Source organism: Novosphingobium sp. FKTRR1 (assembly GCF_020404405.1).
Lineage (GTDB): Bacteria > Pseudomonadota > Alphaproteobacteria > Sphingomonadales > Sphingomonadaceae > Novosphingobium.
In genome coordinates, this window is record NZ_JAIZDA010000006.1 from 78,629 (window position 1) to 98,007 (window position 19,379).

The 19,379-nt window shown below is 67.6% G+C and carries 19 protein-coding genes; 16 read left to right on the forward strand and 3 right to left on the reverse strand.

Annotated features, from left to right (window positions below; all coding sequences use genetic code 11):
- Positions 1-18 precede the first annotated feature (18 nt).
- Both LDN95_RS08185 and argC read left to right on the forward strand, forming a co-directional pair.
- Complete coding sequence (locus LDN95_RS08185; protein ID WP_226017172.1) at positions 19-447, forward strand: SH3 domain-containing protein; 429 nt, start codon at positions 19-21, stop codon at positions 445-447.
- Positions 444-1,373, forward strand: a complete 930-nt coding sequence (gene argC, locus LDN95_RS08190) for an N-acetyl-gamma-glutamyl-phosphate reductase (protein ID WP_226017173.1) — start codon at positions 444-446, stop codon at positions 1,371-1,373. Before LDN95_RS08185 ends, argC begins: the two co-directional genes overlap by 4 nt.
- Before the next feature lie 990 nt (positions 1,374-2,363).
- On the opposite strand, the gene LDN95_RS08195 is transcribed toward argC, so the two are convergent.
- Both LDN95_RS08195 and LDN95_RS08200 read right to left on the reverse strand, forming a co-directional pair.
- Entirely contained in the window at positions 2,364-3,770 is a 1,407-nt protein-coding gene (locus LDN95_RS08195; protein ID WP_226017283.1) for an ectonucleotide pyrophosphatase/phosphodiesterase, read from the reverse strand.
- Positions 3,771-3,994: 224 nt separating this feature from the next.
- Positions 3,995-4,312, reverse strand: coding sequence for a 2Fe-2S iron-sulfur cluster-binding protein (locus tag LDN95_RS08200; RefSeq protein WP_226017174.1), 318 nt, complete (start codon positions 4,310-4,312; stop codon positions 3,995-3,997).
- Between the two features lie 187 nt (positions 4,313-4,499).
- On the opposite strand from LDN95_RS08200, the gene LDN95_RS08205 reads away from it, so the two are divergent.
- Entirely contained in the window at positions 4,500-5,117 is a 618-nt protein-coding gene (locus LDN95_RS08205; RefSeq protein ID WP_226017284.1) for a DNA-3-methyladenine glycosylase, read from the forward strand.
- A 62-nt stretch (positions 5,118-5,179) separates the two neighbouring features.
- Positions 5,180-5,980, forward strand: a complete 801-nt coding sequence (locus tag LDN95_RS08210) for an SDR family oxidoreductase (RefSeq protein WP_226017175.1) — start codon at positions 5,180-5,182, stop codon at positions 5,978-5,980.
- A 134-nt stretch (positions 5,981-6,114) separates the two neighbouring features.
- Here LDN95_RS08210 and LDN95_RS08215 read toward each other — a convergent pair whose 3' ends face one another.
- The gene (locus LDN95_RS08215) at positions 6,115-6,414 is read right to left on the reverse strand and encodes a 4a-hydroxytetrahydrobiopterin dehydratase (protein WP_226017176.1); all 300 of its coding nucleotides are present in this window, start codon (positions 6,412-6,414) and stop codon (positions 6,115-6,117) included.
- 69 nt (positions 6,415-6,483) lie between these two features.
- Here LDN95_RS08215 and ccmA point away from each other — a divergent pair, with 69 nt between their 5' ends.
- From ccmA to murD, 12 genes are all read left to right on the forward strand, one after another.
- Complete coding sequence (gene ccmA / locus LDN95_RS08220; RefSeq protein WP_226017177.1) at positions 6,484-7,095, forward strand: heme ABC exporter ATP-binding protein CcmA; 612 nt, start codon at positions 6,484-6,486, stop codon at positions 7,093-7,095.
- The gene (gene ccmB, locus LDN95_RS08225; protein WP_226017178.1) at positions 7,092-7,760 is read left to right on the forward strand and encodes a heme exporter protein CcmB; all 669 of its coding nucleotides are present in this window, start codon (positions 7,092-7,094) and stop codon (positions 7,758-7,760) included. The genes ccmA and ccmB overlap by 4 nt, the downstream gene beginning before the upstream one ends.
- 59 nt (positions 7,761-7,819) lie before the next feature.
- A complete protein-coding gene (locus tag LDN95_RS08230) occupies positions 7,820-8,818 on the forward strand; it encodes a cysteine synthase A (RefSeq protein ID WP_226017179.1) in 999 nt (332 codons plus the stop codon).
- 17 nt (positions 8,819-8,835) lie between these two features.
- Positions 8,836-9,261, forward strand: a complete 426-nt coding sequence (locus LDN95_RS08235; protein WP_226017180.1) for a hypothetical protein — start codon at positions 8,836-8,838, stop codon at positions 9,259-9,261.
- Positions 9,262-9,831: 570 nt separating this feature from the next.
- Complete coding sequence (locus LDN95_RS08240) at positions 9,832-10,329, forward strand: division/cell wall cluster transcriptional repressor MraZ (protein WP_226017181.1); 498 nt, start codon at positions 9,832-9,834, stop codon at positions 10,327-10,329.
- Positions 10,326-11,342 carry a 16S rRNA (cytosine(1402)-N(4))-methyltransferase RsmH gene (rsmH, locus tag LDN95_RS08245; RefSeq protein WP_226017182.1) on the forward strand — a complete coding sequence of 339 codons (1,017 nt, stop codon included), beginning with the start codon at positions 10,326-10,328 and terminating at the stop codon, positions 11,340-11,342. Before LDN95_RS08240 ends, rsmH begins: the two co-directional genes overlap by 4 nt.
- A complete protein-coding gene (locus LDN95_RS08250) occupies positions 11,339-12,259 on the forward strand; it encodes a hypothetical protein (RefSeq protein ID WP_226017183.1) in 921 nt (306 codons plus the stop codon). The genes rsmH and LDN95_RS08250 overlap by 4 nt, the downstream gene beginning before the upstream one ends.
- Positions 12,256-14,004 carry a penicillin-binding protein 2 gene (locus LDN95_RS08255; RefSeq protein ID WP_226017184.1) on the forward strand — a complete coding sequence of 583 codons (1,749 nt, stop codon included), beginning with the start codon at positions 12,256-12,258 and terminating at the stop codon, positions 14,002-14,004. The genes LDN95_RS08250 and LDN95_RS08255 overlap by 4 nt, the downstream gene beginning before the upstream one ends.
- Positions 14,001-15,464 carry a UDP-N-acetylmuramoyl-L-alanyl-D-glutamate--2,6-diaminopimelate ligase gene (locus tag LDN95_RS08260; RefSeq protein WP_226017185.1) on the forward strand — a complete coding sequence of 488 codons (1,464 nt, stop codon included), beginning with the start codon at positions 14,001-14,003 and terminating at the stop codon, positions 15,462-15,464. Before LDN95_RS08255 ends, LDN95_RS08260 begins: the two co-directional genes overlap by 4 nt.
- The gene (gene murF / locus LDN95_RS08265) at positions 15,461-16,945 is read left to right on the forward strand and encodes a UDP-N-acetylmuramoyl-tripeptide--D-alanyl-D-alanine ligase (RefSeq protein WP_226017186.1); all 1,485 of its coding nucleotides are present in this window, start codon (positions 15,461-15,463) and stop codon (positions 16,943-16,945) included. Before LDN95_RS08260 ends, murF begins: the two co-directional genes overlap by 4 nt.
- Complete coding sequence (gene mraY, locus LDN95_RS08270; RefSeq protein ID WP_226017187.1) at positions 16,946-18,010, forward strand: phospho-N-acetylmuramoyl-pentapeptide-transferase; 1,065 nt, start codon at positions 16,946-16,948, stop codon at positions 18,008-18,010.
- Positions 18,011-18,017: 7 nt separating this feature from the next.
- On the forward strand, positions 18,018-19,361 hold the full coding sequence (gene murD, locus LDN95_RS08275) for a UDP-N-acetylmuramoyl-L-alanine--D-glutamate ligase (protein ID WP_226017188.1): 1,344 nt from the start codon (positions 18,018-18,020) through the stop codon (positions 19,359-19,361).
- The last annotated feature ends 18 nt before the right edge of the window (positions 19,362-19,379 follow it).

Below are 19,379 nucleotides of genomic sequence, written 5' to 3' on the forward strand. Positions count from 1 at the left end.
TGCCGTAAGGGGGCAGAAATGGACGATGCCTTGAACAGCGGGCGCGATGCCGGTAAGCGCGCGAACCTTATGCTCAGCACTTCCGGCCCCGCGCCCTTCGAAAACGACCTGATCGTCGGTTCAGCCGACACGCCGCGCGACTTTGCGCTGACCCGCCCGGCCGAGCCGGTCGATCCGCTGCACCGTCCGGTACGCGGCGATCTGGCGCATATCCGCTGTGCCGGGCACGTGTTCGTTCCGCATTACGCGGTGCCGATGCCGCATGTGGTGCTTGCCGGTGGCGCACCCTTGCGCAAGGCGGGCCGCGCTGATGCCGAGGTGCTGACCGAACTGGCCGAAGGCGCCGTGTTCAACGTGCTCGACATGGCGGGCGAATGGGCGTGGGGCCAGCAGGGCGAGGTCGGCTTTGTCGGCTATGTCCCGTTGAGCGCGCTGGTGGCGGCATGACCGTGCAGGTGTTCATCGACGGCGCGGTCGGCACCACCGGGCTCGAAATCGCGCAGCGGCTGGCGGGTCGCGAGGAGTTCGCCCTGATCACGTTGGACGAGGCGCGGCGCAAGGATGACGCGGCCCGGCGCGAGGCGATCAACGATGCCGACGTGGTGATCCTGTGCCTGCCCGACGATGCGGCGGTGGCGGCGGTCGGCATGATCGCCAACGCGCGCACCCGCGTGATCGACGCCAGCACCGCGCACCGGGTCGCTCCCGGCTGGACTTACGGCTTTCCCGAGGTGGTGGGGCGCGAAGCGGTGGCCGCGGCAAAGCGCGTGGCCAATCCGGGTTGCTATCCGACCGGGTTCATCGCCCTGCTGGCGCCGCTGATCCGCGCCAACCTGCTGCCGGTGGCGTGGCCCTATTCGTGCCATGCGGTGTCGGGCTATTCGGGCGGGGGCAAGGCGCTGATCGAGCGGTTCGAGGCCGATCGCGACATCGCCTGGCGCGGCTATGGGCTGGCATTCGGCCACAAGCACGTGCCCGAGATGCAGGCTTATGCGCACCTTGCCATCGCACCGCTGTTCAGCCCGGCGGTGATCGCTGCGATGCGCGGCATGGTGGTGGAAGTGCCGCTGCCGCTGTCGATCATTCCCGGCGCGCCCTCTGCCGATGTGCTGCGCGCGGCGCTGACCGAGTTCTATGCCGGATCGCCCATCGTCAGCGTGGCGCAGGACTTTCCCGCTGGCGGCGAGCTGTTGCTGCGCGCCTCGATGGCGCCGTGGGACGGGCTGGAACTGCACGTGATCGGCAGCGCCGATGGCGAGCAGGCGCGGCTGGTCGCGCGGCTCGACAATCTGGGCAAGGGCGCCAGCGGCGCCGCCGTGCAGAGCCTCAACCTGATGGCGGGCCTTGACGAGACGGCGGGCCTGCGGCTCTGACCGCGCTTCAGGGACTGCGTTTCAGGCACAAAAAAGCCCCCGGCCGCAGCGGTGCGGTCGGGGGCTTTTTTGTGCGGAAAGCAGGCGCACCTGTCCTGCAAAGTCAGGACAGGGGAACCAGACGGGTGAATCGCGCGACCGGTGCGGCGCCTGCCGAGAAGGCACGGAGCCGGGTATGACGGTGGGCGGGGGCCATGCTCTGTTGCGACTGGCCGGGGTGGACGGCTGGAACGGTCCCGGCTCGGCCTGATACGAAGGAAAGCGGCATCCCCGCCGGGCGGCGGCTCGCAAACGGCCCGGCGCGTGGGGACGCTGGTATCAAGCGCCCCGACCACAAACCCTTCATGCTGGCGCAGTAATCGCCCGGCCAGGACTGAGGGGTACCGCCTCCGTCAATGGCCCCGCGCCCCGCACCGGTCGCGTCGAAGCGGGGAATGGTTCCACCGCCTCGGAAGATGCGAAAGCGAAGCCGGCCTTGGCCCCGCACCCGATCCAGTTGCGGCAAATAACCTATTTGGTTTGTTTTGTCAAGGTGGCTTGGGCTTGACTCCAGCCAACGCCTCTCCCCGGCGGAGAGGGGCGGAGGGAGGGGGTCATGCGGTTCCCTGCGGGCACCGCGCACCCCCACCCAACCTCCCCCGAACGGGGGAGGAGCCACGTGTGCTTGCCGCCAGGTTGGCGCAGTCCGGGGTGGCGAGTGAATAAAGTATATTAGGTCGTAAACTCATAAATCGCGCCATCGAGGTTTGAAGCAAAACGGCTCAGTGCAAGGAGGGAAGGCGCAGGGATATGTCGATATCTCAAGCCTTTCCGACGCCGCAATGGGCCGTTTTGGTCAAATCCCGAAGGGACACCCGAACGGCTTCGATCTCGAACGAAAGCAACCTTGGAAAGGCAACCAGCCTTCCCGGCGGTCGCTTCCGTCCGATATCTTCGCCGTTCGGGTGCCTCGAAGGCGCCATTTATGAGTTTACGACCTAAATCAGTGCTTTATTTGTCCAGCGCCAGCGCCGGTTGTTCCGCCTTGGGCAGCGTGCCGCCCATGACTTTGGCCAGCGTCGGGGCGATCGCGCGCATGTCGATCTCGCCAAGGTTGCGGCCGCGGGCAACGCCGGGGCCCTTGATCAGGAAGGTTGAACGCAGTTCGAGCGCGGCGGGGAAATAGCCGTGCATGCCTTTGACCGGCGAGGGGAAACTCAGCGGCAGCTTGTCGTTGATGAACGGCACCGCCACCGCGCCCAGCTTCAGGTTGACGTAATACGTCGCCTGCGGATTGCCACCGGCGGCGGCAATGGCTGGGGGGTTGAGCACCGAGTCGATCCTGGCCGCAGGGTCGGCCTGCAACTTGGCCAGCACGTCGATCACCCGCGACCGGAGCGCCTGATCGTCGGGCCGGGCCAGCACGATCGCGAACGACCCGCCAGAGGCCCACGGCGTTGCTTCCCACGATGCGATCTTGCCCAGCGCATCCACCTTGACCAGTCCGGCATCGATGAACGGGCGGTAGAGGTTGATCGCGGTATCGACACTGGCAAAGCCGTGGTCGCTGACCACCGCGATCACCGCGTCGGGGTGCGCCTTGCGTTCGGCCGCGACCAGATCGCCGACCAGTCCGTCGATCACTTCGAGCGTGGCATGCGCCTCGTCAGAGCCGGGGCCGGTGCCGTGCTGCTGGTGGTCGAGCGCGGTCAGGTAGGCGGTGACGAAGCCGGGGTGGTGCCGCTCGATCAGCGAGACGCCGAAGCGCGCGCGGTTGCGGTCGCCCGCCAGACTCTCGTCCTTGCCGTCGGCATAGGCGGTGCCGGTCGCGGTCTCCAGCTCGCCGGTCAGGCCCGGCGTCGACAGCGCGCGCAGTTCCTTGGCGTCATCGGGATGGCCGGTGCGCCAGATCTGCGGCAGGTTCCAGGTGACGTTGCGCGCGGCGACCGAGACCGGCCAGTGCACGTTGGCGGTGGTCAGCCCGGCATCGTGCGCGGCGTCCCACAGCGTGCGCGCCTTGTTGTCCTCGGCATACCAGTACCAGCCGCCTTCGTTGATGGCGGTGGGATCGAAGGTGGTGTTGTTGACGATGCCGTGGCGCGCGGGCGCAACCCCGGTCAGCAAGGTGGTGTGGCTGGGATAGGTCAGCGTCGGCAGCACCCCGACCACGCCGCTGGCATAGCTGCCCTCAGCCAGAAAGCTGCGCAAGTTGGGCACTTTCAGCCCCCGGTCGGCGGCATCGGCCACGTCGCCAGGGCGCAGGCCGTCGATCGAGATCAGCAGCAGCGGGTGCCCCGCGCCTGCCGCAGCGGCACGGGCAGAGGCGTCAGCCGGAGCCAGCATCGCACCGGTGGCAAGGACGCTGGCAAGGACGGTTGCAAGGGCGGTGGCAGGGGTCAGCAGCGGGAGCTTGCGGATCATCGGAAGCCTACTTTCAGCGTGGTGTCGATACGGCGCGATGCACCTGCCGGAATCGCCCGGTCGGAGCCAGCGTTGCATTAGCCGCTCCCGCAGCCGGTTGCGATGGTCTTGTGGGTCATCCTGCAAGCGCAGCGGCCCGTCAACGCGAAAACCCGCCGTTTCCGACCGGAAACAGCGGGTTTTTGGCTGGGTCTGCGCGACAAGCGAGACCGCTTGGACGATCAGTCCTCGGGAGCGATCGTCACGCGCAGGCCGTCAAGCGCGTCGGTGATCTGCACCTGGCACGACAGGCGCGAAGCGGCGGTGCGGTGGTCCGAGCTGTCAAGCAGGTCGTTTTCGTCTTCGCTCAACGGGCTGACCTTGTCGGCAAAGTCGGCGTCGACATAGACGTGGCACGTGGCGCACGAGCAGCAGCCGCCGCACAGCGCCAGCAATTCGTCAAAGCCGTTGTCACGGATGGCTTCCATCACCGACAGGCCGGCAGCGGCTTCGACTTCGGTTTCTTCGCCTGCGCGGTTCACGACAATCAGCTTCGGCATCGTCCTGGTCTCCTGATCGGGCCGCCTCGCATCGCTGGCGAGACGCGAACCCGTGGCTAACGGTCTATGGTTGTCTATCCGTCTTTGGGCCGGGCTGCTATCGTGTGCCCCGGCCTTTGGCAATAGGGGCCTAAAAAGGGGGCGGCCCACGTGGGTGAGCCGCGAATACCGCAACAAGGATGCCGCGATGGGATTGAGCGCCGAACAGATTGCCACGGGCCTTGCCCATATCGCGGCGATTAACCCGTCGATCGGACAGGCGCTCGGCAAAGTCGGCCATCCCGAACCGCGCATCCGCGAGCGCGGCTATCGCACGCTGCTGCGCACGATCGTGGGCCAGCAGGTAAGCGTGGCCGCCGCCAGTTCGGTCTGGGCCAAGCTGGAAGCCTTGCTGGGCGAGGATTGCGATCCGCAGGTGCTGCTGGATGCGGGTTTCGACGATCTGCGCGGCTGCGGCCTGTCGCGGCAAAAGCAGGGCTATGCCCGCTCGCTGTGCGAACTGGTGGTGGCGGGCGAGCTGGATCTGGAAGCCTTGCCCGCCGACGACGAGGAAGCCATCGCGCAGCTGATTCGGATCAAGGGCATCGGTCGCTGGTCAGCCGAAATCTATCTGCTGTTCGCCGAAGGGCGGCCCGACATCTGGCCAGCGGGCGATCTGGCGGTGCAGGTGGGACTGGGCAAACTGCTCGGCCTGCCCGACCGCCCCGACGAAAAGACGACGCGGGCCTTGGCCGAAAGCTGGCGCCCGCACCGCGGCGCGGCGGCAATCTTCACCTGGCACTGCTACGACAATCCGGCGCTTTGATCTTGCTGACAAGGCTGTAAGGTAGCTGCCGAACGTTCATAACGACGTCGGGAGCAGGACGCATGGCAAGGAAGGCGATTTTCATCACCGGGGGCGGGTCGGGCATCGGTCGCGCAGCGGCGCGCAAGTTTGCCGCGCAAGGCTGGTTCGTCGGCATCGGTGACATCAGCGATGAAGGCATGGCCGGAACGCTGGCGCTGTTGCCGCCGGGCAGTTGCTGGACGACACGGCTCGACGTGCGCGACCGCGCGGCGTGGGACGCGGCCCTGGCGGCTTTTGCCGAGGCGGCGGGCGGCAAGATCGACGTGGTGTTCAACAATGCCGGCATCCCCATCGGCGGCCCGATCGTCGACCTTTCGTCCGAGGAAGTGGAGCGCACGCTCGACATCAACCTGAAGGGTGTGATCTTCGGCGCGCAGGCGGCCTATCCGTACCTCAAGGCCAGCGCGCCGGGCTCGTGCCTGCTCAACACCGCCAGCGCGGCGGGCATCTATGGCGTGCCGGGCGGGTCGGTCTATTCGGCTACCAAGTTCGGGGTGCGCTCGATCACCGAATCGCTCGACGGCGAATGGGCGGCAGACGGCATCGCGGTGCGCGATCTGATGCCCGGCTTCATCGACACCCCGCTGCTCGACATCGCCCCCAACCGCAAGAGCAACGAGGCGATCCGCGACCGCGTGATCCCTTCGGGGCTTGAGATCACCCCGGTCGAGGCCGTGGCCGACGCGGCGTGGAGCGCGGTACACGGCGAAAAACTGCACACGCTGGTGGGCAAGACCGCCACCAGCGCGCAGTTCGCCGCCCGCTGGCTGCCCGGCCTGATCCGCAAGCGCAACCGCTCGTCGGGCCGCCCGCTGGGGTGAGGCGGCGGCCTTGCTCCCCTCCCCGGCGGGGAGGGGCTGGGGGAGGGGCTTTGCGGTTTCCTGTGAGCGCCGCGCGCCCCCTCCCGGCCTCCCCCGAACGGGGGAGGAGCAGATTGCGTGTGGTTACGATCCGGTCACGCCGCCGATGCGAAGCCGTCGATCTGGCGTGCCAGTTCCACGTCGCGCACCGAGAGCCCGCCTGCATCGTGGGTGGTCAGGGTGATTTCGACGCGGTTGTAGACGTTGAACCATTCGGGGTGGTGGTCGGCCTTTTCGGCCACGATCGCCACTCTGGCCATGAAGCCGAACGCTTGGGCAAAGTCGGCAAAACGCAGCGTGCGCGTGATCGCAAGGCCATCGTCGCGCAGTGTCCATGCGGTCAGTTCGGCCAGCGCGGCATCGCGTTCGGCATCGGTAAGGCAGGCGATTCCCATCAGGCTCTCTCCTTGGCAGTTGCGCCGCTTTCCCCTATCGCCGCGGTCCATGCAAGTGTGCCCGCTCTCGTGACCGTAACAACCCTTTCTGCGCAGGGACTGGCCTGCAGGCGCGGCGATCGCATCCTGTTTCGCGGGCTGGACTTTGCGCTTCAGGCTGGTGAGGCGCTGCATCTGGCCGGGCCGAACGGCGTGGGCAAATCGAGCCTGATCCGCATTCTGGCCGGTTTGCGTGAGGCGTATGCCGGAACCGTGGAGCGTCAGGGCGCGCTGGCGCTGCTCGATGAGCGGCCCGCGCTCGATGGCCATCTGCCGCTGGGGCAGGCGCTGGACTTCTGGCGCCGGATCGACCGCGCCCAGCCGCAACACGCCGCGCCGCCGCCGACGACCACGGGGGGCCGGGCCGATCCGTTCGGGCTGGACGATCTGCTTGACGTGCCGGTGCGCTACTTGTCCACCGGCCAGCGCAAGCGCGCCGGGCTGGCGCGGCTGGCCGCCAGCGGGGCGGCGATCTGGCTGCTCGACGAACCGCTCAACGGGCTGGACGCGCATTGGGCGCTTGCCGCGCAAGCCGCGATCGCGGCGCACCTTGCTGCGGGCGGCCTTGCGCTGATCGCCTCGCACCAGCCGCTGACGCTGGACCATCTGCGGACGCTCGCGCTGGCGGAGTACGCGGCATGATCCGCACGTTGGGCGTGATCTTCCGGCGCGATCTGGCGATCCTGCTGCGCGGCGCGATGGGGCGGGGCGGGGCAGTGCTGCCGCTGCTGTTCTTTCTGGCGGTCGCCATGCTCTATCCCTTCGCGGTGGGGCCCGACGCGCGGCTGCTGGCGCGCACCGGGGCGGGCGTGATCTGGGTGGCGGCCCTGCTCGCCGCGATCCTGCCGCTCGACCGGCTGGTCGAACCCGATGTCGAGGCCGGGTTCTTCGACCAGTGGGCCTTGCGAGGCATTTCCGAAGAGGCGCTGGTGCTGGTCCGCATCGCGGCGCACTGGCTCAGCTTCGGGGTGCCGCTGCTGCTGGCCGCGCCGCTGTCGGCGGGACTGCTGTCGCTCGATGCCGGGCAACTGGCGACGGTGGAACTGGGGCTGCTGCTGGGCACGCCGGGGCTTGCCGCGATCGGCGTCACCATCGCTGCGCTGACCGCAGGCTTGCGTGCGGGTTCGGCGCTGGGCGGGCTGCTGGCGATCCCGCTGACGGTGCCGCTGCTGATCTTTGGCGCAGGCTCGCTGCAGCCGGGCGGTGAGGGCGGTCTGGGCCTGCTGGCGGCCTGTTCGCTGGCCGCGCTGGCGATTGCGCCGTTCGCGGGCGGCGGCGCGATCCGGGCCGGGCGCGAGTCAGGCTAAACCGCCCCCAAGCGCAAATTCGTTGCCGAGCGGCGCATGACGCCTTACCTCGTGCCGCCATGACCGCACCTGCTTCCCTGCCCGACACGCTTTCCCTGATCGGCAACACGCCACTGGTCCTGCTCAAGGGGCCGAGCGAGGCGGCTGGCGCCGAAATCTATGGCAAATGCGAATTTGCCAATCCCGGCGCTTCGGTGAAGGATCGCGCCGCGCTGTGGATCGTGCGCGACGCCGAGGAACGCGGCGCGCTGCGCCCCGGCGGCACGATTGTCGAAGGCACGGCGGGCAATACCGGCATCGGGCTGGCGCTGGTCGCCAATGCGCTGGGCTACAAGACCGTGATCGTGATGCCCGAAACGCAATCGCGCGAAAAGATGGACACCTTGCGCGCCCTTCGCGCCGAACTGGTGCTGGTGCCGGCCGCGCCGTTCTCGAATCCGGGGCACTTCGTCCACACCTCGCGCCGCATTGCCGAGGAGACCGAGGGCGCGATCTGGGCGAACCAGTTCGACAACATCGCCAACCGCCGCGCCCATATCGAAAGCACGGCGCCCGAAATCTGGGCGCAGATGGAAGGGCGCATCGACGGCTTTACGTGTGCCGCCGGGACCGGCGGGACGATTGCGGGCACCGGCCTCGGGCTCAAGGAATTCGACGAAGCGATCACCATCGCGCTGACCGACCCGCATGGCGCGGCGCTGTACAACTATTACGCCAACGGTGAATTGCGGGCTGAGGGCAGTTCGGTGGCCGAAGGCATCGGGCAGGGCCGCATCACCGCCAACCTTGAAGGCGCGCCGATCGACACGCAGTTCCGCATTTCGGATGAGGAAGGCCTGTACTGGGTCACCCGCCTGCTTGCCGAAGAGGGGCTGTGCCTTGGCCTGTCGAGCGGGATCAACGTGGCGGGCGCGGTGGCGCTGGCCCGGCAACTGGGCAAGGGCAGCCGGGTCGCCACGATCCTGTGCGACACCGGCTTCCGTTACCTGTCGTCGCTGTACAACCCGGCCTGGCTTGAGGCGAAGGGCCTGCCGGTCTTCCCATGGTTGCAGCAATAAGATAGACTGCTTCGCCTATGGGACTGTTTGACAGGACTACCGCGCGCTACGGACGCTCACGGGCCAAGCCTCAGGCCGGGCAGTCGGTCGTCAGCATGTCCGGCGGCGGCGCGCAGGCAACCGATCTCGCGCTGGGCCAGCATGGGCCGACCACCCGCGAATTGCGCGCGCAAGTGGTGCACCGCCTGCAAGTGGGCCTGTTCGGGCTTTCGGCCATGCTGCTGCTGGTCAGTCTGGCGAATGTCATCATGGAGCGGGCCAAGCTGGTCGACCGGGCGGCCGTCCTCGATGTCACCGCCGCAGGGCCCGGCACAACCGCCAGCGCGACCCCGGTCAACGATCCGCTGGTCGACTTGGGCGTTGCGCCCGAACTGCCGGTCGGTGCCAAGACGGCCCCGGCGACGCCCTCTTCGCCATCGCGGACCGGCGCCAGCAAGCCCTGATTTTTCGCGCGGCGGGCGCGCGGCGTTCTTGCGGGAAAATACGGGAAGCAGGCCGCCGGTCGAACCGGTTGGGCGATTCGATGCATGGCCCTGTGACCACCAGGCACAAGTCGTCGCCAGCCGAGTCGGGCGCCGAATTGCGCTGATTGCGCCCGATTTTGCGCTTTCCCGGTCCAACGGACGGCCGGTCTGCGGCCTGATTGCCCAGCACAGGCCGGTCGATCGCGCCTTACCCGACAACCGCCATGGTGGCGCAAATCATGCGGGAAAGTACGGGAGAGTTGGCCAGCAATGGCAGCGCTATAGTAAAAAATACCTATTTTCAGGTGCTTGTCTACGATCTCAACGCCTTCCCCAGATAGTCTTGGCGCGGCGATTTGTGCGCATTTCCCGCAGAAATGCAGCTTTGGGGCATGATTTCCCGCAATTTCCCGTTGTGGCCCGCTCCGTCCCGAGTTAAGCTCCAATCCATCAGGACGGATTCCATGTCGCATCCATGGGGGTGAAGCGGGGCGTGCAGCATGCGCGCCACTGCGCGACGGCATTTGTCCGCGAACCGGGGTTCAAGGGGTGGCGGCTGTTTCGACGCGGTATGTGGGGCAAGGGTTCTCGTCGCGCGGCGACAAGAACCGCTTTGTGCTTCCCGCATGCTTCCGCAGCGCCGTCAAGGAAGCCTCGGCCGGTCAGCGCACGTTGTGCCTCGACGTTCACCACAGCCTGCCGTGTCTGGTCGGTTTTGGCCTTTCGCGGGTCGATTCGTTCGACGACCTGATCGCGCGCAGCGAAGCGGCGGCGCTGGCCGTGGGCGAGAAGTTCGACCGCGATACGCTGCAAAACCAGATCTACGCGTTCGAGACGACCAACTTCGACGATTCGGGGCGGTTCATCCTGCCCGAAGCGCTGGCCAACCACGCCAGCATCGGTGAGGGCATCTACTTCAACGGCGCCGGTGACAGCTTCACCATCTGGGCGCCCGAAGTGCTGTTCACGATGCCCGCGGGCTGGGATGCGGCCAAGACCAAGTGCCGCGCGCAAATGGCCGACGCCGCCCGGAGCAAGCGCAAATGAGCGGTGCGGACTCCCCTCTCGGCCCGACTCCCGTCAGCCCGGCTCCGGTCAGCCCTATTGCTGCGGCCCCGCACATTCCCGTGCTGCTCGACGAAGTGCTTGCCGCGCTGGCGCCGCAACCGGGCGACGTGGTGGTCGATGGCACGTTCGGGGCGGGCGGTTACACCCGCGCCATTCTGGGCTGCGGGGCGCAAGTCCATGCCTTCGACCGCGATCCCGATGCGATTGCCGCCGGTGAGACGTGGTTGCAGGCGCAGACCCCGCGCCCGCCGCTGACCTTGCATCCGCGCCGCTTTTCCGAGCTGGCCGAAGGGCTTGCCGAGGTCGGCGTGGGTCAGGTGCAGGGCGTGGTCTTCGACATCGGGGTCAGTTCGATGCAACTGGATCAGGCCGCGCGCGGCTTTGCCTTTTCCAGCAACGGCCCGCTCGACATGCGCATGTCGCAGGACGGTGAAAGCGCCGCCGATTTCCTCAACACCGCCAGTGAAGAGGCGATCGCCGACGTGCTCTATACGTATGGCGAGGAGCGGCAATCGCGCCGGGTTGCGCGGGCGGTGGTGGCGGCGCGGCCGCTGGTCACGACCGGCGACTTTGCCAACGTGGTGCGGCGCGCGCTGGGTCACAAGCCGCACATGCCCAAGGATCCGGCGACGCGCAGCTTTCAGGCGGTGCGCATCCACGTCAACGGCGAACTGGACGAACTGATGGCCGGCCTTGCCGCTGCCGAACGCGTGCTGGCACCGGGCGGACGGCTGGTCGTGGTCAGCTTCCACAGTCTGGAAGACCGCATCGTCAAGCAGTTCCTGCGCGATTCATCGGGCACCAAGGCTGGCGGTTCGCGCCACCTGCCCGTCGTCGCCAGCGCCGAGCAGCCGGTATTCGGCAAGCCTTCGGCAGCGATCCGTCCCACCCCCGAGGAAGAGGCGCGCAACCCGCGCGCCCGATCCGCCACCTTGCGCTGGGCGGTCCGCACCGCCGCCCCGGCGCGTCTCGATCGGAGCCCGGCAGCATGATCGTTTCCGCCAACCGCCTGCGTTCGATCGGCTGGATCGCGCTGCTGCTGGTGTGCTTTGCACTGGTGATGGTGATGGCGTTCCGGGTCAACGCCCTGCGCAGCCAGGTGCACCGCGCCGAGGAACGGATCGTCGCCCTGCGGCAGGAGAAGATCTATCTTGAAACCGAGATGGAAACCCGCGCCAACCAGCAACAGTTGAAGAACTGGAACGACGTGGAATTCGGCTATGTCGCGCCAAGTTCCGACCAGTATCTTGAGAACGAGCGCCAGCTGGCGGTGCTGTCGAAGCCCGACGAGGTGGGCGCGCCCGCGCCGATCCGGGTGGCCAGCATGGATGACAGCGTCGTCGCCGCAGCCGCATTCCCGGCGATGGTCTCTCCGCTGACCGGCAAGTCGGTCAACGCGGAAACCACCGACAGCGCCGCGCACGTCGACCACGCCACCGCCACCGCCGCGCTGGGCGAAAACCTGGGCAAAGTCCGCCACTTCGCCGACGATGCTGCCGACGAGCCGACGGCCACGAGCAGCAAGAAGGACAAGAGCGGCAAGTCCGGCAAGTCCGACCGGGCCGACAAGTCCGACCGGGCCGGCAAGTCCGACAAGTCCGACCGCGCCAGCAAAGCCGACAAGAGCACGGCTGTTGCGTCAAAGGCCACGACCAAGACGAAACCCGCAGGCAGCGACGCAGAACGCAAGCGCGATAGCGCACACGCAACAAAGTCGGGGGAGAAACCGCGCGGCGGGGCTTCCACCGGTGCTTTGGCCTCCGCTAAGTCAACCGCCAAGGCGAAGGCGGGCGCTGGCCATGACCAAAAGCTGGCCAAAGCTGCGCCGCACAAGCCGGACTCCCGTGAACGGCCGGAATCGGGCAGGCCGATCAAGATCGCACTGAAGGATGCAAAGCTCGCGAAGTGAACACGCTGACCGCCTCGGCCGCAATCGCCTCTGGTAACGCGACGCGGGCCGTCCGGCTCGCGAACGTGCGCCAGCAGTCGCTGGTGACCGCCAAAGTGCGCGTGCTGTGGGTGCTGTTGATCTTCGTGTTCGTCACGCTGACCGCGCTGGTGCGGGTGGCGCAGCTGGGCGTGTTCCAGCAGACGCCCGAGCGCACGTCGATGGCCGAAGCGTTGCTGCCTGCGCGCGGCGACATCATCGACCGCAACGGCATCCCGCTGGCGCGCGCGTTCCCGTCCTATTCGCTGTGGTTCAATCCGGCGGCGCTGGGCAAGGGCGGTCAACCGCTGGTCAAGTCGCCCGAGGAAGTGGCGCGCGCGCTGATGGTGATCTTCCCCGATGCCGATCAGGCCGATCTGGTGGCGCGGCTGAAGGCGGGCAAGCCGTGCTACTTGCGCCGCCGGGTGCTGCCCGAACAGGCGAACAAGGTGTTCGCACTGGGCGAACCGGCGCTTGAATTCCCGCGCGAAAACCAGCGCTATTATCCGCAAGGCTCGCTTGCCGCGCACGTGCTTGGCTTCGTCGACGATGATGGCAAGGGGCATCTGGGGATGGAACAGGTGCTTGAGCCCCGCCTGCTCGATCCGGCACAGCGCGGCGCCCCGGTGGCGCTGTCGATCGATGCGCGCGCGCAAGGGGCGCTTGAGGACGAACTCAATCGCGGCATGCTCGAAACCAACGCCAAGGGCGCGGCGGGCATCATCCTTGACGCCGATACGGGCGAAGTGATCGCGCTGGCTTCGCTGCCCTCGTTCAACCCCAACCGCTGGGACTTGGCCCGCAACGCCACCGTGTTCAACCGCGTGTCGAACCAGGTTTACGAACTGGGCTCCACCTTCAAGCCGATCACCGTCGCCTCGGCCATCGACGCCGGGACGATCACCGATCTTGCGGTGCGCTACCCCACCGCGCAGATCAAGATCGGCGGCTACACCATCCATGACAGCCACGATTTCGGCGGCTCGCTCAACGTGCCCGAAGCGCTGATCCATTCGTCCAACATCGTCACCGCGCAAGTGGCCGACAAGCTGGGTGGGCCCGCGCTCAAGCACACGATGGAGGCGCTCGGCATGAACGAGCGGCCGACCATCGAACTGCCCGCGCGCGGCTTTCCGCTGTGGCCGCGTGGCGAAAACCACGGCGACTGGTCGCGGATCACCACGATGACGGTCAGCTATGGCCACGGCATCGCCGTCACGCCGCTGCACCTGGCCGCCGCCTATGCCGCGCTGGTCAATGGCGGCATCTGGCGCCCGGCCACGCTGTTCAAGGTCGATCCGGCGCACTTGCCTGCGGGGCGCCGCGTGTTCAAGGCCGCCACCAGCGCGCGGTTGCGCCAGTTGCTGCGGCTGATCGTGGTCGATGGCACCGGACGCAAGGCCGATGCGCCGGGTTTCCGCGTCGGCGGCAAGACCGGCTCGGCGGAAAAGCCCAATGGCCGCAGCTATAACCGCACCTCGCTGGTGGCGACATTTGCCGCCGCGTTTCCGATGGACAAGCCGCGCTATGTGGTGATCGCGATGCTCGATGAACCACAGGCCACGCAGGCGACCAGCGGCCAGCGCACCGCCGCGTGGAACGCCGCGCCCATCGTCGGCCGTGTGGTGCCGCGCATCGGCCCGATGCTGGGCGTCGTTCCCGATGCCCAGCGCGACGTCGACATTACCGACCTGAGCCCTCTTGTGGGCAGTGGAGAGGGTGAATGAAGCTCGCCAGCCTGCTTGCGCCGCTGGGTATCGATGCCGGTGTGCAGGGGTCTCCCTTTGCCGAGGCGAACGTCACCGGCTTTGCCATCGACCATCGCAAGGTGGCGCCCGGCACGGTGTTCGGCGCGTTTCCGGGCGCGCGTTTCAATGGCGAGGACTTCATCGCCGATGCGGTGAAGGCCGGGGCGATCGCGGTCGTCGCCCGGCCCGAGGCGCAGGTGACCGGCGCGCTGCACCTTGCCGACGCCACCCCGCGTCGCCTGTTTGCGCAAGTTGCCGCGCGGTTCTTTCAGCCGGTGCCCGCCACGCTGGTCGCGGTGACCGGCACCAACGGCAAGACGTCGACGGTCGAGATGGTGCGCCAGTTGTGGCGGATGGCCGGGTTCTCGGCAGCCTCGATCGGCACGCTGGGCGTCACCACGGCGGACGAAAGCGTGTCCACCGGGCTGACCACGCCCGATATCGTCACGTTTCTGGCCAACCTGACTGGGCTTGCCCGCGAAGGGGTCAGCCATGTCGCCTATGAAGCGTCGAGCCATGGGCTTGACCAGTTCCGCAACGAAGGGCCCCGGGTCGCAGCGGGTGCTTTCACCAACCTCAGCCGCGATCATCTGGACTACCACGACACGATGGAGTCCTACTTCGCGGCCAAGATGCGCCTGTTCGACGAAGTGGTCGAGCCGGGCGGCGCGGCGGTGGTCTGGGCCGACGATGCGTGGAGCGCGCAGGCCATCGACCATGCCCGCGCGCGCGGATTGCGCCTGTTGAGCGTGGGCGCGGCGGGCGAGGCGATCCGGCTGGTGTCGCGTGTGCCCACCCATCTGGGGCAGGTGCTGGAACTTGACCACGCAGGCACCGTCCGCAAGGTCACGCTGCCGCTGATCGGGGCCTATCAGGCGGCGAACGCGCTGGTGGCGGCGGGGCTGGTGCTGGCCAGCGGCGGCAATCCGGCGCAGACATTCGATGGCCTTGCACGGTTGCAGCCGGTGCGCGGGCGGCTTGAACGCGCCGCGATCACCGCCAGCGGCGCGCCGGTCTATGTCGACTATGCCCACACCGCCGACGCGCTTGAAGCCGCCATCGCGGCGCTGCGCCCGCACGTGACCGGGCGGTTGATCACCGTGTTCGGCGCAGGGGGCGACCGCGACGAAGGCAAGCGCCCCGCGATGGGCCGCGCGGCGTGCGCGGGCAGCGAAGTGGTCATCGTCACCGACGACAACCCGCGCGGCGAAGACCCCGCCGCGATCCGCGCCGCCGTGCTGGCAGGCTGCGATGGCCGCGCGCGCGAGGTGGGTGGCAGGCGCGAGGCAATTGCCGCCGCCATCGCCGAGGCGGGCAAGGGCGACATCGTGCTGCTGGCGGGCAAGGGCCATGAACAGGGCCAGATCATCGGGCGCGGCGATTCCGTGCGGATATTGCCGTTTGACGATGTGCAAGTGGCGCGGGAGTGCGCGGCATGAACCTGCATCCTGCCATGCTCGACTGGCCGGTGACCGCCGACGATGATCGCGGCACCGCGCTGTGGTCGTCCGATGCCATCGCCTTGGCCACGGGCGGAACGGCATCCACCGCGTTTGCGGTATCGGGCTGCGCCATCGACAGCCGCGAGGTGATGGAAGGCGACCTGTTCTTCGCGCTGAAGGGCGAAACGGCTGACGGCCACCGCTTTGTCGAGGGCGCTTTTGCACGCGGCGCGGCGGCGGCCATCGTCGACCGTCCGGTCGCCTATCCGCATGTGCTGGTGGCGGACACGAACCTGGCGCTTGAAGCGATGGGCCGTGCGGCGCGGGCGCGGGTGGCTGCGCAGATCATCGGCGTGACCGGATCGGCGGGCAAGACCGGGGTCAAGGAAGCGCTCTTTGCCGCGCTCGACCGCAGCAGCCGGGGCCGCGCGCACCGCTCGGTCAAAAGCTACAACAACCATGTCGGCGTGCCGCTCAGTCTGGCGCGGATGCCCGAACGCAGCCGCTTCGGCGTGTTCGAGATGGGCATGAACCACAGCGGCGAGCTGGCCGCGCTGACCCGGCTGGTGCGCCCGCACGTGGCCATCGTCACCACCATCGCGCCCGCCCACATCGGCCACTTCTCGGGCGAGGAAGCGATCGCGCAGGCCAAGGCCGAGATCTTCGAGGGGCTGCAAGCGGCCGACGGTTCGGCGGGCGGCGTGGCGATCATCCCGGCCGACAATGCGCACTATCCGTTGCTGCGCGCGGTTGCCGAACGCCACGCGAGCCGCATCATGGCGTTCGGGCGCAGCGCCGATGCCGACGTGCGTTTGCTCGACGTGGTGCCCGCAATGGGCGGCGGTTCGCTGGTGACCGCCGACATTGCCGGGAACAAGCTGTGCTACACGGTGGCGCAGCCGGGCGATCATTGGGTGATCAACTCGCTGGCGGTGATGGCGGCGGTGCTGGCCGTGGGTGGCGATCTGGGCGCCGCCGGACTGGCGCTGGCCGAGATGGAGGGGCTTGCCGGACGCGGTGCGCGCCATCGCCTGCCCGCGCCCGATGGCGACGGTTCGGGCGAGGCGCTGGTCATCGACGAAAGCTACAACGCCAATCCCGCCTCGATGCGGGTGACCATCGCGCAACTGGGCGCAACCCCTGCCGCGCGGCGCATCGCCGTGCTGGGCGCGATGAAGGAACTGGGCGCCGGCAGCGACGCCTACCATGCCGCGCTGGCCGAACCGTTGCTGGACGCGAATGTCGACCGGGTGATCCTGGTGGGCGATGAAATGGCGGTGCTGGCCGAGGCGCTGGGGAAAACGGCGGGCTCGGCGCTTGCCCGTCCCGGTCAAGTCGATCATGTGGCCAGCGCTGCACAAGCGGCGGAATGCCTGGCTGGCTATGCCCCATGCGGCGGCGATGCCATCCTGATCAAAGGGTCGAATTCGGTCGGGCTGGGCGCGTTGGTGCGCGCGCTGACGATCAGGGAACGCTGAATGCTCTACATCCTTGCGCAGTGGCTGCATTTCGAAGGTCTTGCCAACCTGATCCGCTATCAGTCGTTCCGCGCTGGCGCGGCGTTGATGACCGCGCTGGTGATCGGCCTGATCATCGGGCCGCGCTTCATCAACATGCTGCGCATGCGGCAGGGCAAGGGCCAGCCGATCCGCGAGGACGGTCCGCAAAGCCACTTGTCCAAGCGCGGCACGCCGACGATGGGCGGGCTGATGATCGTGATCGCGCTGGCGATCGCGCTGTTGCTGTGGATGGACCTCGGCAATCGCTATGTCTGGGCGTGCCTTGCGGTGACGCTGGGCTTCGGGCTGATCGGCTTCCTCGACGACTACGACAAGGTCACCAAGTACGCGCACAAGGGCGTTTCGGCCAAAGTGCGGCTGGCCGGGGAGTTCCTTGTCGCAGGCATCGCGGCGGCGCTGGTGGTCACCGAAACCAACCTCTACGTGCCGGTATTCAGCAATCTTTATATCCCGCTGGGGCCGGTGTATTATGTGTTCGCCGCGTTCGTGATCGTGGGTGCGGGCAACGCGGTGAACCTGACCGACGGGCTCGATGGCCTTGCGATCATGCCGGTGATCATCGCCAGCGGGACGTTCGCGATCATCGCCTATCTGGCCGGACGCGCCGACTATGCGCATTATCTGGGCATTCCGCACGTGCCGCGCGCGGGTGAGCTGGCGATCTTCTGCGCCGCGGTGATGGGGGCGGGACTTGCGTTCCTGTGGTTCAACGCGCCACCTGCCGCCGTGTTCATGGGCGATACCGGATCGCTGGCATTGGGTGGCACTCTGGGGGTGATCGCGGTTTCGGTCCACCACGAGATCGTGCTGGCCATCGTCGGCGGTCTGTTCGTGATGGAGGCCGTTTCGGTCATCATTCAGGTGTTCGTCTACAAGCGCACCGGCAAGCGGGTTTTCCTGATGGCGCCGATCCATCATCATTTCGAACAGCTCGGCTGGCGCGAATCGACCGTGGTGATCCGCTTCTGGATCGTCTCGATCGTGCTGGCGCTGCTTGGCCTTGCCACGTTGAAGGTTCGCTGACCTGCCGATGATCACCTCGCCCGCCTTTGCCGGAAAGCGCTTTGCGGTGCTTGGCCTTGCCCGCTCGGGGCTGGCCAGTGTCGAAGCCTTGCTGGCCAGCGGGGCCGAGGTCACCGCGTGGGACGGGCGCGAGGAACCGCGCGCGCTGGTCGAAGGCCGCGCCACCATCGCCGATCCGCTGACACTCGATCTGACGGGCTATGCCGGCATCGTCGTCTCGCCCGGCGTGCCGCTGAACCGCCACCCGATCCGCGCCCACGCCGCGCAATATGGCGTGCCGGTGATCGGCGACATCGAATTGTTTGCGCAAGCGCGCGCGGCCCTGCCGCGTCACCGCGTGGTCGGCATCACCGGCACCAACGGCAAATCGACGACGACGGCGCTGACCACCCATTTGCTGCGCGAAGCGGGGCTGCCTGCGCTGATGGGCGGCAACATCGGCTTGCCGATCCTTGAACAACAACCCTTGCAGCCCAACGCGGCAGGCGATCCGGTCTATGTGCTTGAACTGTCGAGCTACCAGATCGACCTGACCCACAGCCTCAACTGCGAGGTTGCGGTGCTGTTGAACGTCACGCCCGACCATCTTGACCGCTATGATGGGTTCGATGGCTATGTCGCATCGAAAGCGCGGCTGTTCGGGATGCAGGGGCTGGGGCAACTCGCGCTGGTCGATTATCGCGCCGAGGTTGACCTCGACGTGATGCGCTTTGCCCCCGACGATCATGCCTTCCGGTTCATCGACGGGATCGATCTGCCGGGCAATCAGGCCGACTGGCCCTCGCTGCAAGGGCCGCACAACCGCGCCAACGCGGCCGCGGCGGTCGGCGCGGTGCGCTTTCTGGGGCTGGACGAGGCGACGATCGAGGCGGGGCTGAAAAGCTTTCGCGGGCTGCCGCACCGCATGGAGCGCGTGGCCGAAGCGGGCGGCGTGCTGTTCATCAATGACAGCAAGGCGACCAATCCGGCATCGACCGCTCCCGCGCTGGCGGCCTATCCGCGCATTCACTGGATCGTCGGCGGCCTGCCCAAGGGGGATGACCTCGATGATTGCGCGCCCTGGTTCAACCACGTGGTGCAGGCTTACACCATCGGCGAGGCGGGGCCCCGCTTTGCCGAACTGCTGGAGCCGGTGATGCCGGTCCGGCGCAGCGAGATGATGTGCGATGCGGTGCGGCAGGCGATCGACGCGGCGCAACCCGGCGATGTGGTGATGCTCTCGCCCGCCTGCGCCAGCTTTGACCAGTTCCGCGATTTCGAGGCGCGCGGCGAGAGCTTTCGCCAGATCGTCGAGGCGCTGACCGAAGACCCCTCATCGCCCTGTCCGACCGACCCGGTGGTGCCGTCGTGAGCACGCTCAACACCGCCA

Bases quoted from the DNA above. Each gene is read 5' to 3' on its own strand.
- LDN95_RS08250 (WP_226017183.1), top strand. From the start codon at position 11,339: ATGATCGTTTCCGCCAACCGCCTGCGTTCGATCGGCTGGATCGCGCTG.
- LDN95_RS08205 (WP_226017284.1), top strand. From the start codon at position 4,500: ATGGGATTGAGCGCCGAACAGATTGCCACGGGCCTTGCCCATATCGCG.
- LDN95_RS08260 (WP_226017185.1), top strand. From the start codon at position 14,001: ATGAAGCTCGCCAGCCTGCTTGCGCCGCTGGGTATCGATGCCGGTGTG.
- ccmB (WP_226017178.1), top strand. From the start codon at position 7,092: ATGATCCGCACGTTGGGCGTGATCTTCCGGCGCGATCTGGCGATCCTG.
- murF (WP_226017186.1), top strand. From the start codon at position 15,461: ATGAACCTGCATCCTGCCATGCTCGACTGGCCGGTGACCGCCGACGAT.
- murD (WP_226017188.1), top strand. From the start codon at position 18,018: ATGATCACCTCGCCCGCCTTTGCCGGAAAGCGCTTTGCGGTGCTTGGC.
- argC (WP_226017173.1), top strand. From the start codon at position 444: ATGACCGTGCAGGTGTTCATCGACGGCGCGGTCGGCACCACCGGGCTC.
- LDN95_RS08200 (WP_226017174.1), bottom strand. From the start codon at position 4,312: ATGCCGAAGCTGATTGTCGTGAACCGCGCAGGCGAAGAAACCGAAGTC.
- LDN95_RS08230 (WP_226017179.1), top strand. From the start codon at position 7,820: ATGACCGCACCTGCTTCCCTGCCCGACACGCTTTCCCTGATCGGCAAC.
- rsmH (WP_226017182.1), top strand. From the start codon at position 10,326: ATGAGCGGTGCGGACTCCCCTCTCGGCCCGACTCCCGTCAGCCCGGCT.
- mraY (WP_226017187.1), top strand. From the start codon at position 16,946: ATGCTCTACATCCTTGCGCAGTGGCTGCATTTCGAAGGTCTTGCCAAC.
- LDN95_RS08210 (WP_226017175.1), top strand. From the start codon at position 5,180: ATGGCAAGGAAGGCGATTTTCATCACCGGGGGCGGGTCGGGCATCGGT.
- LDN95_RS08185 (WP_226017172.1), top strand. From the start codon at position 19: ATGGACGATGCCTTGAACAGCGGGCGCGATGCCGGTAAGCGCGCGAAC.
- LDN95_RS08215 (WP_226017176.1), bottom strand. From the start codon at position 6,414: ATGGGAATCGCCTGCCTTACCGATGCCGAACGCGATGCCGCGCTGGCC.
- LDN95_RS08235 (WP_226017180.1), top strand. From the start codon at position 8,836: ATGGGACTGTTTGACAGGACTACCGCGCGCTACGGACGCTCACGGGCC.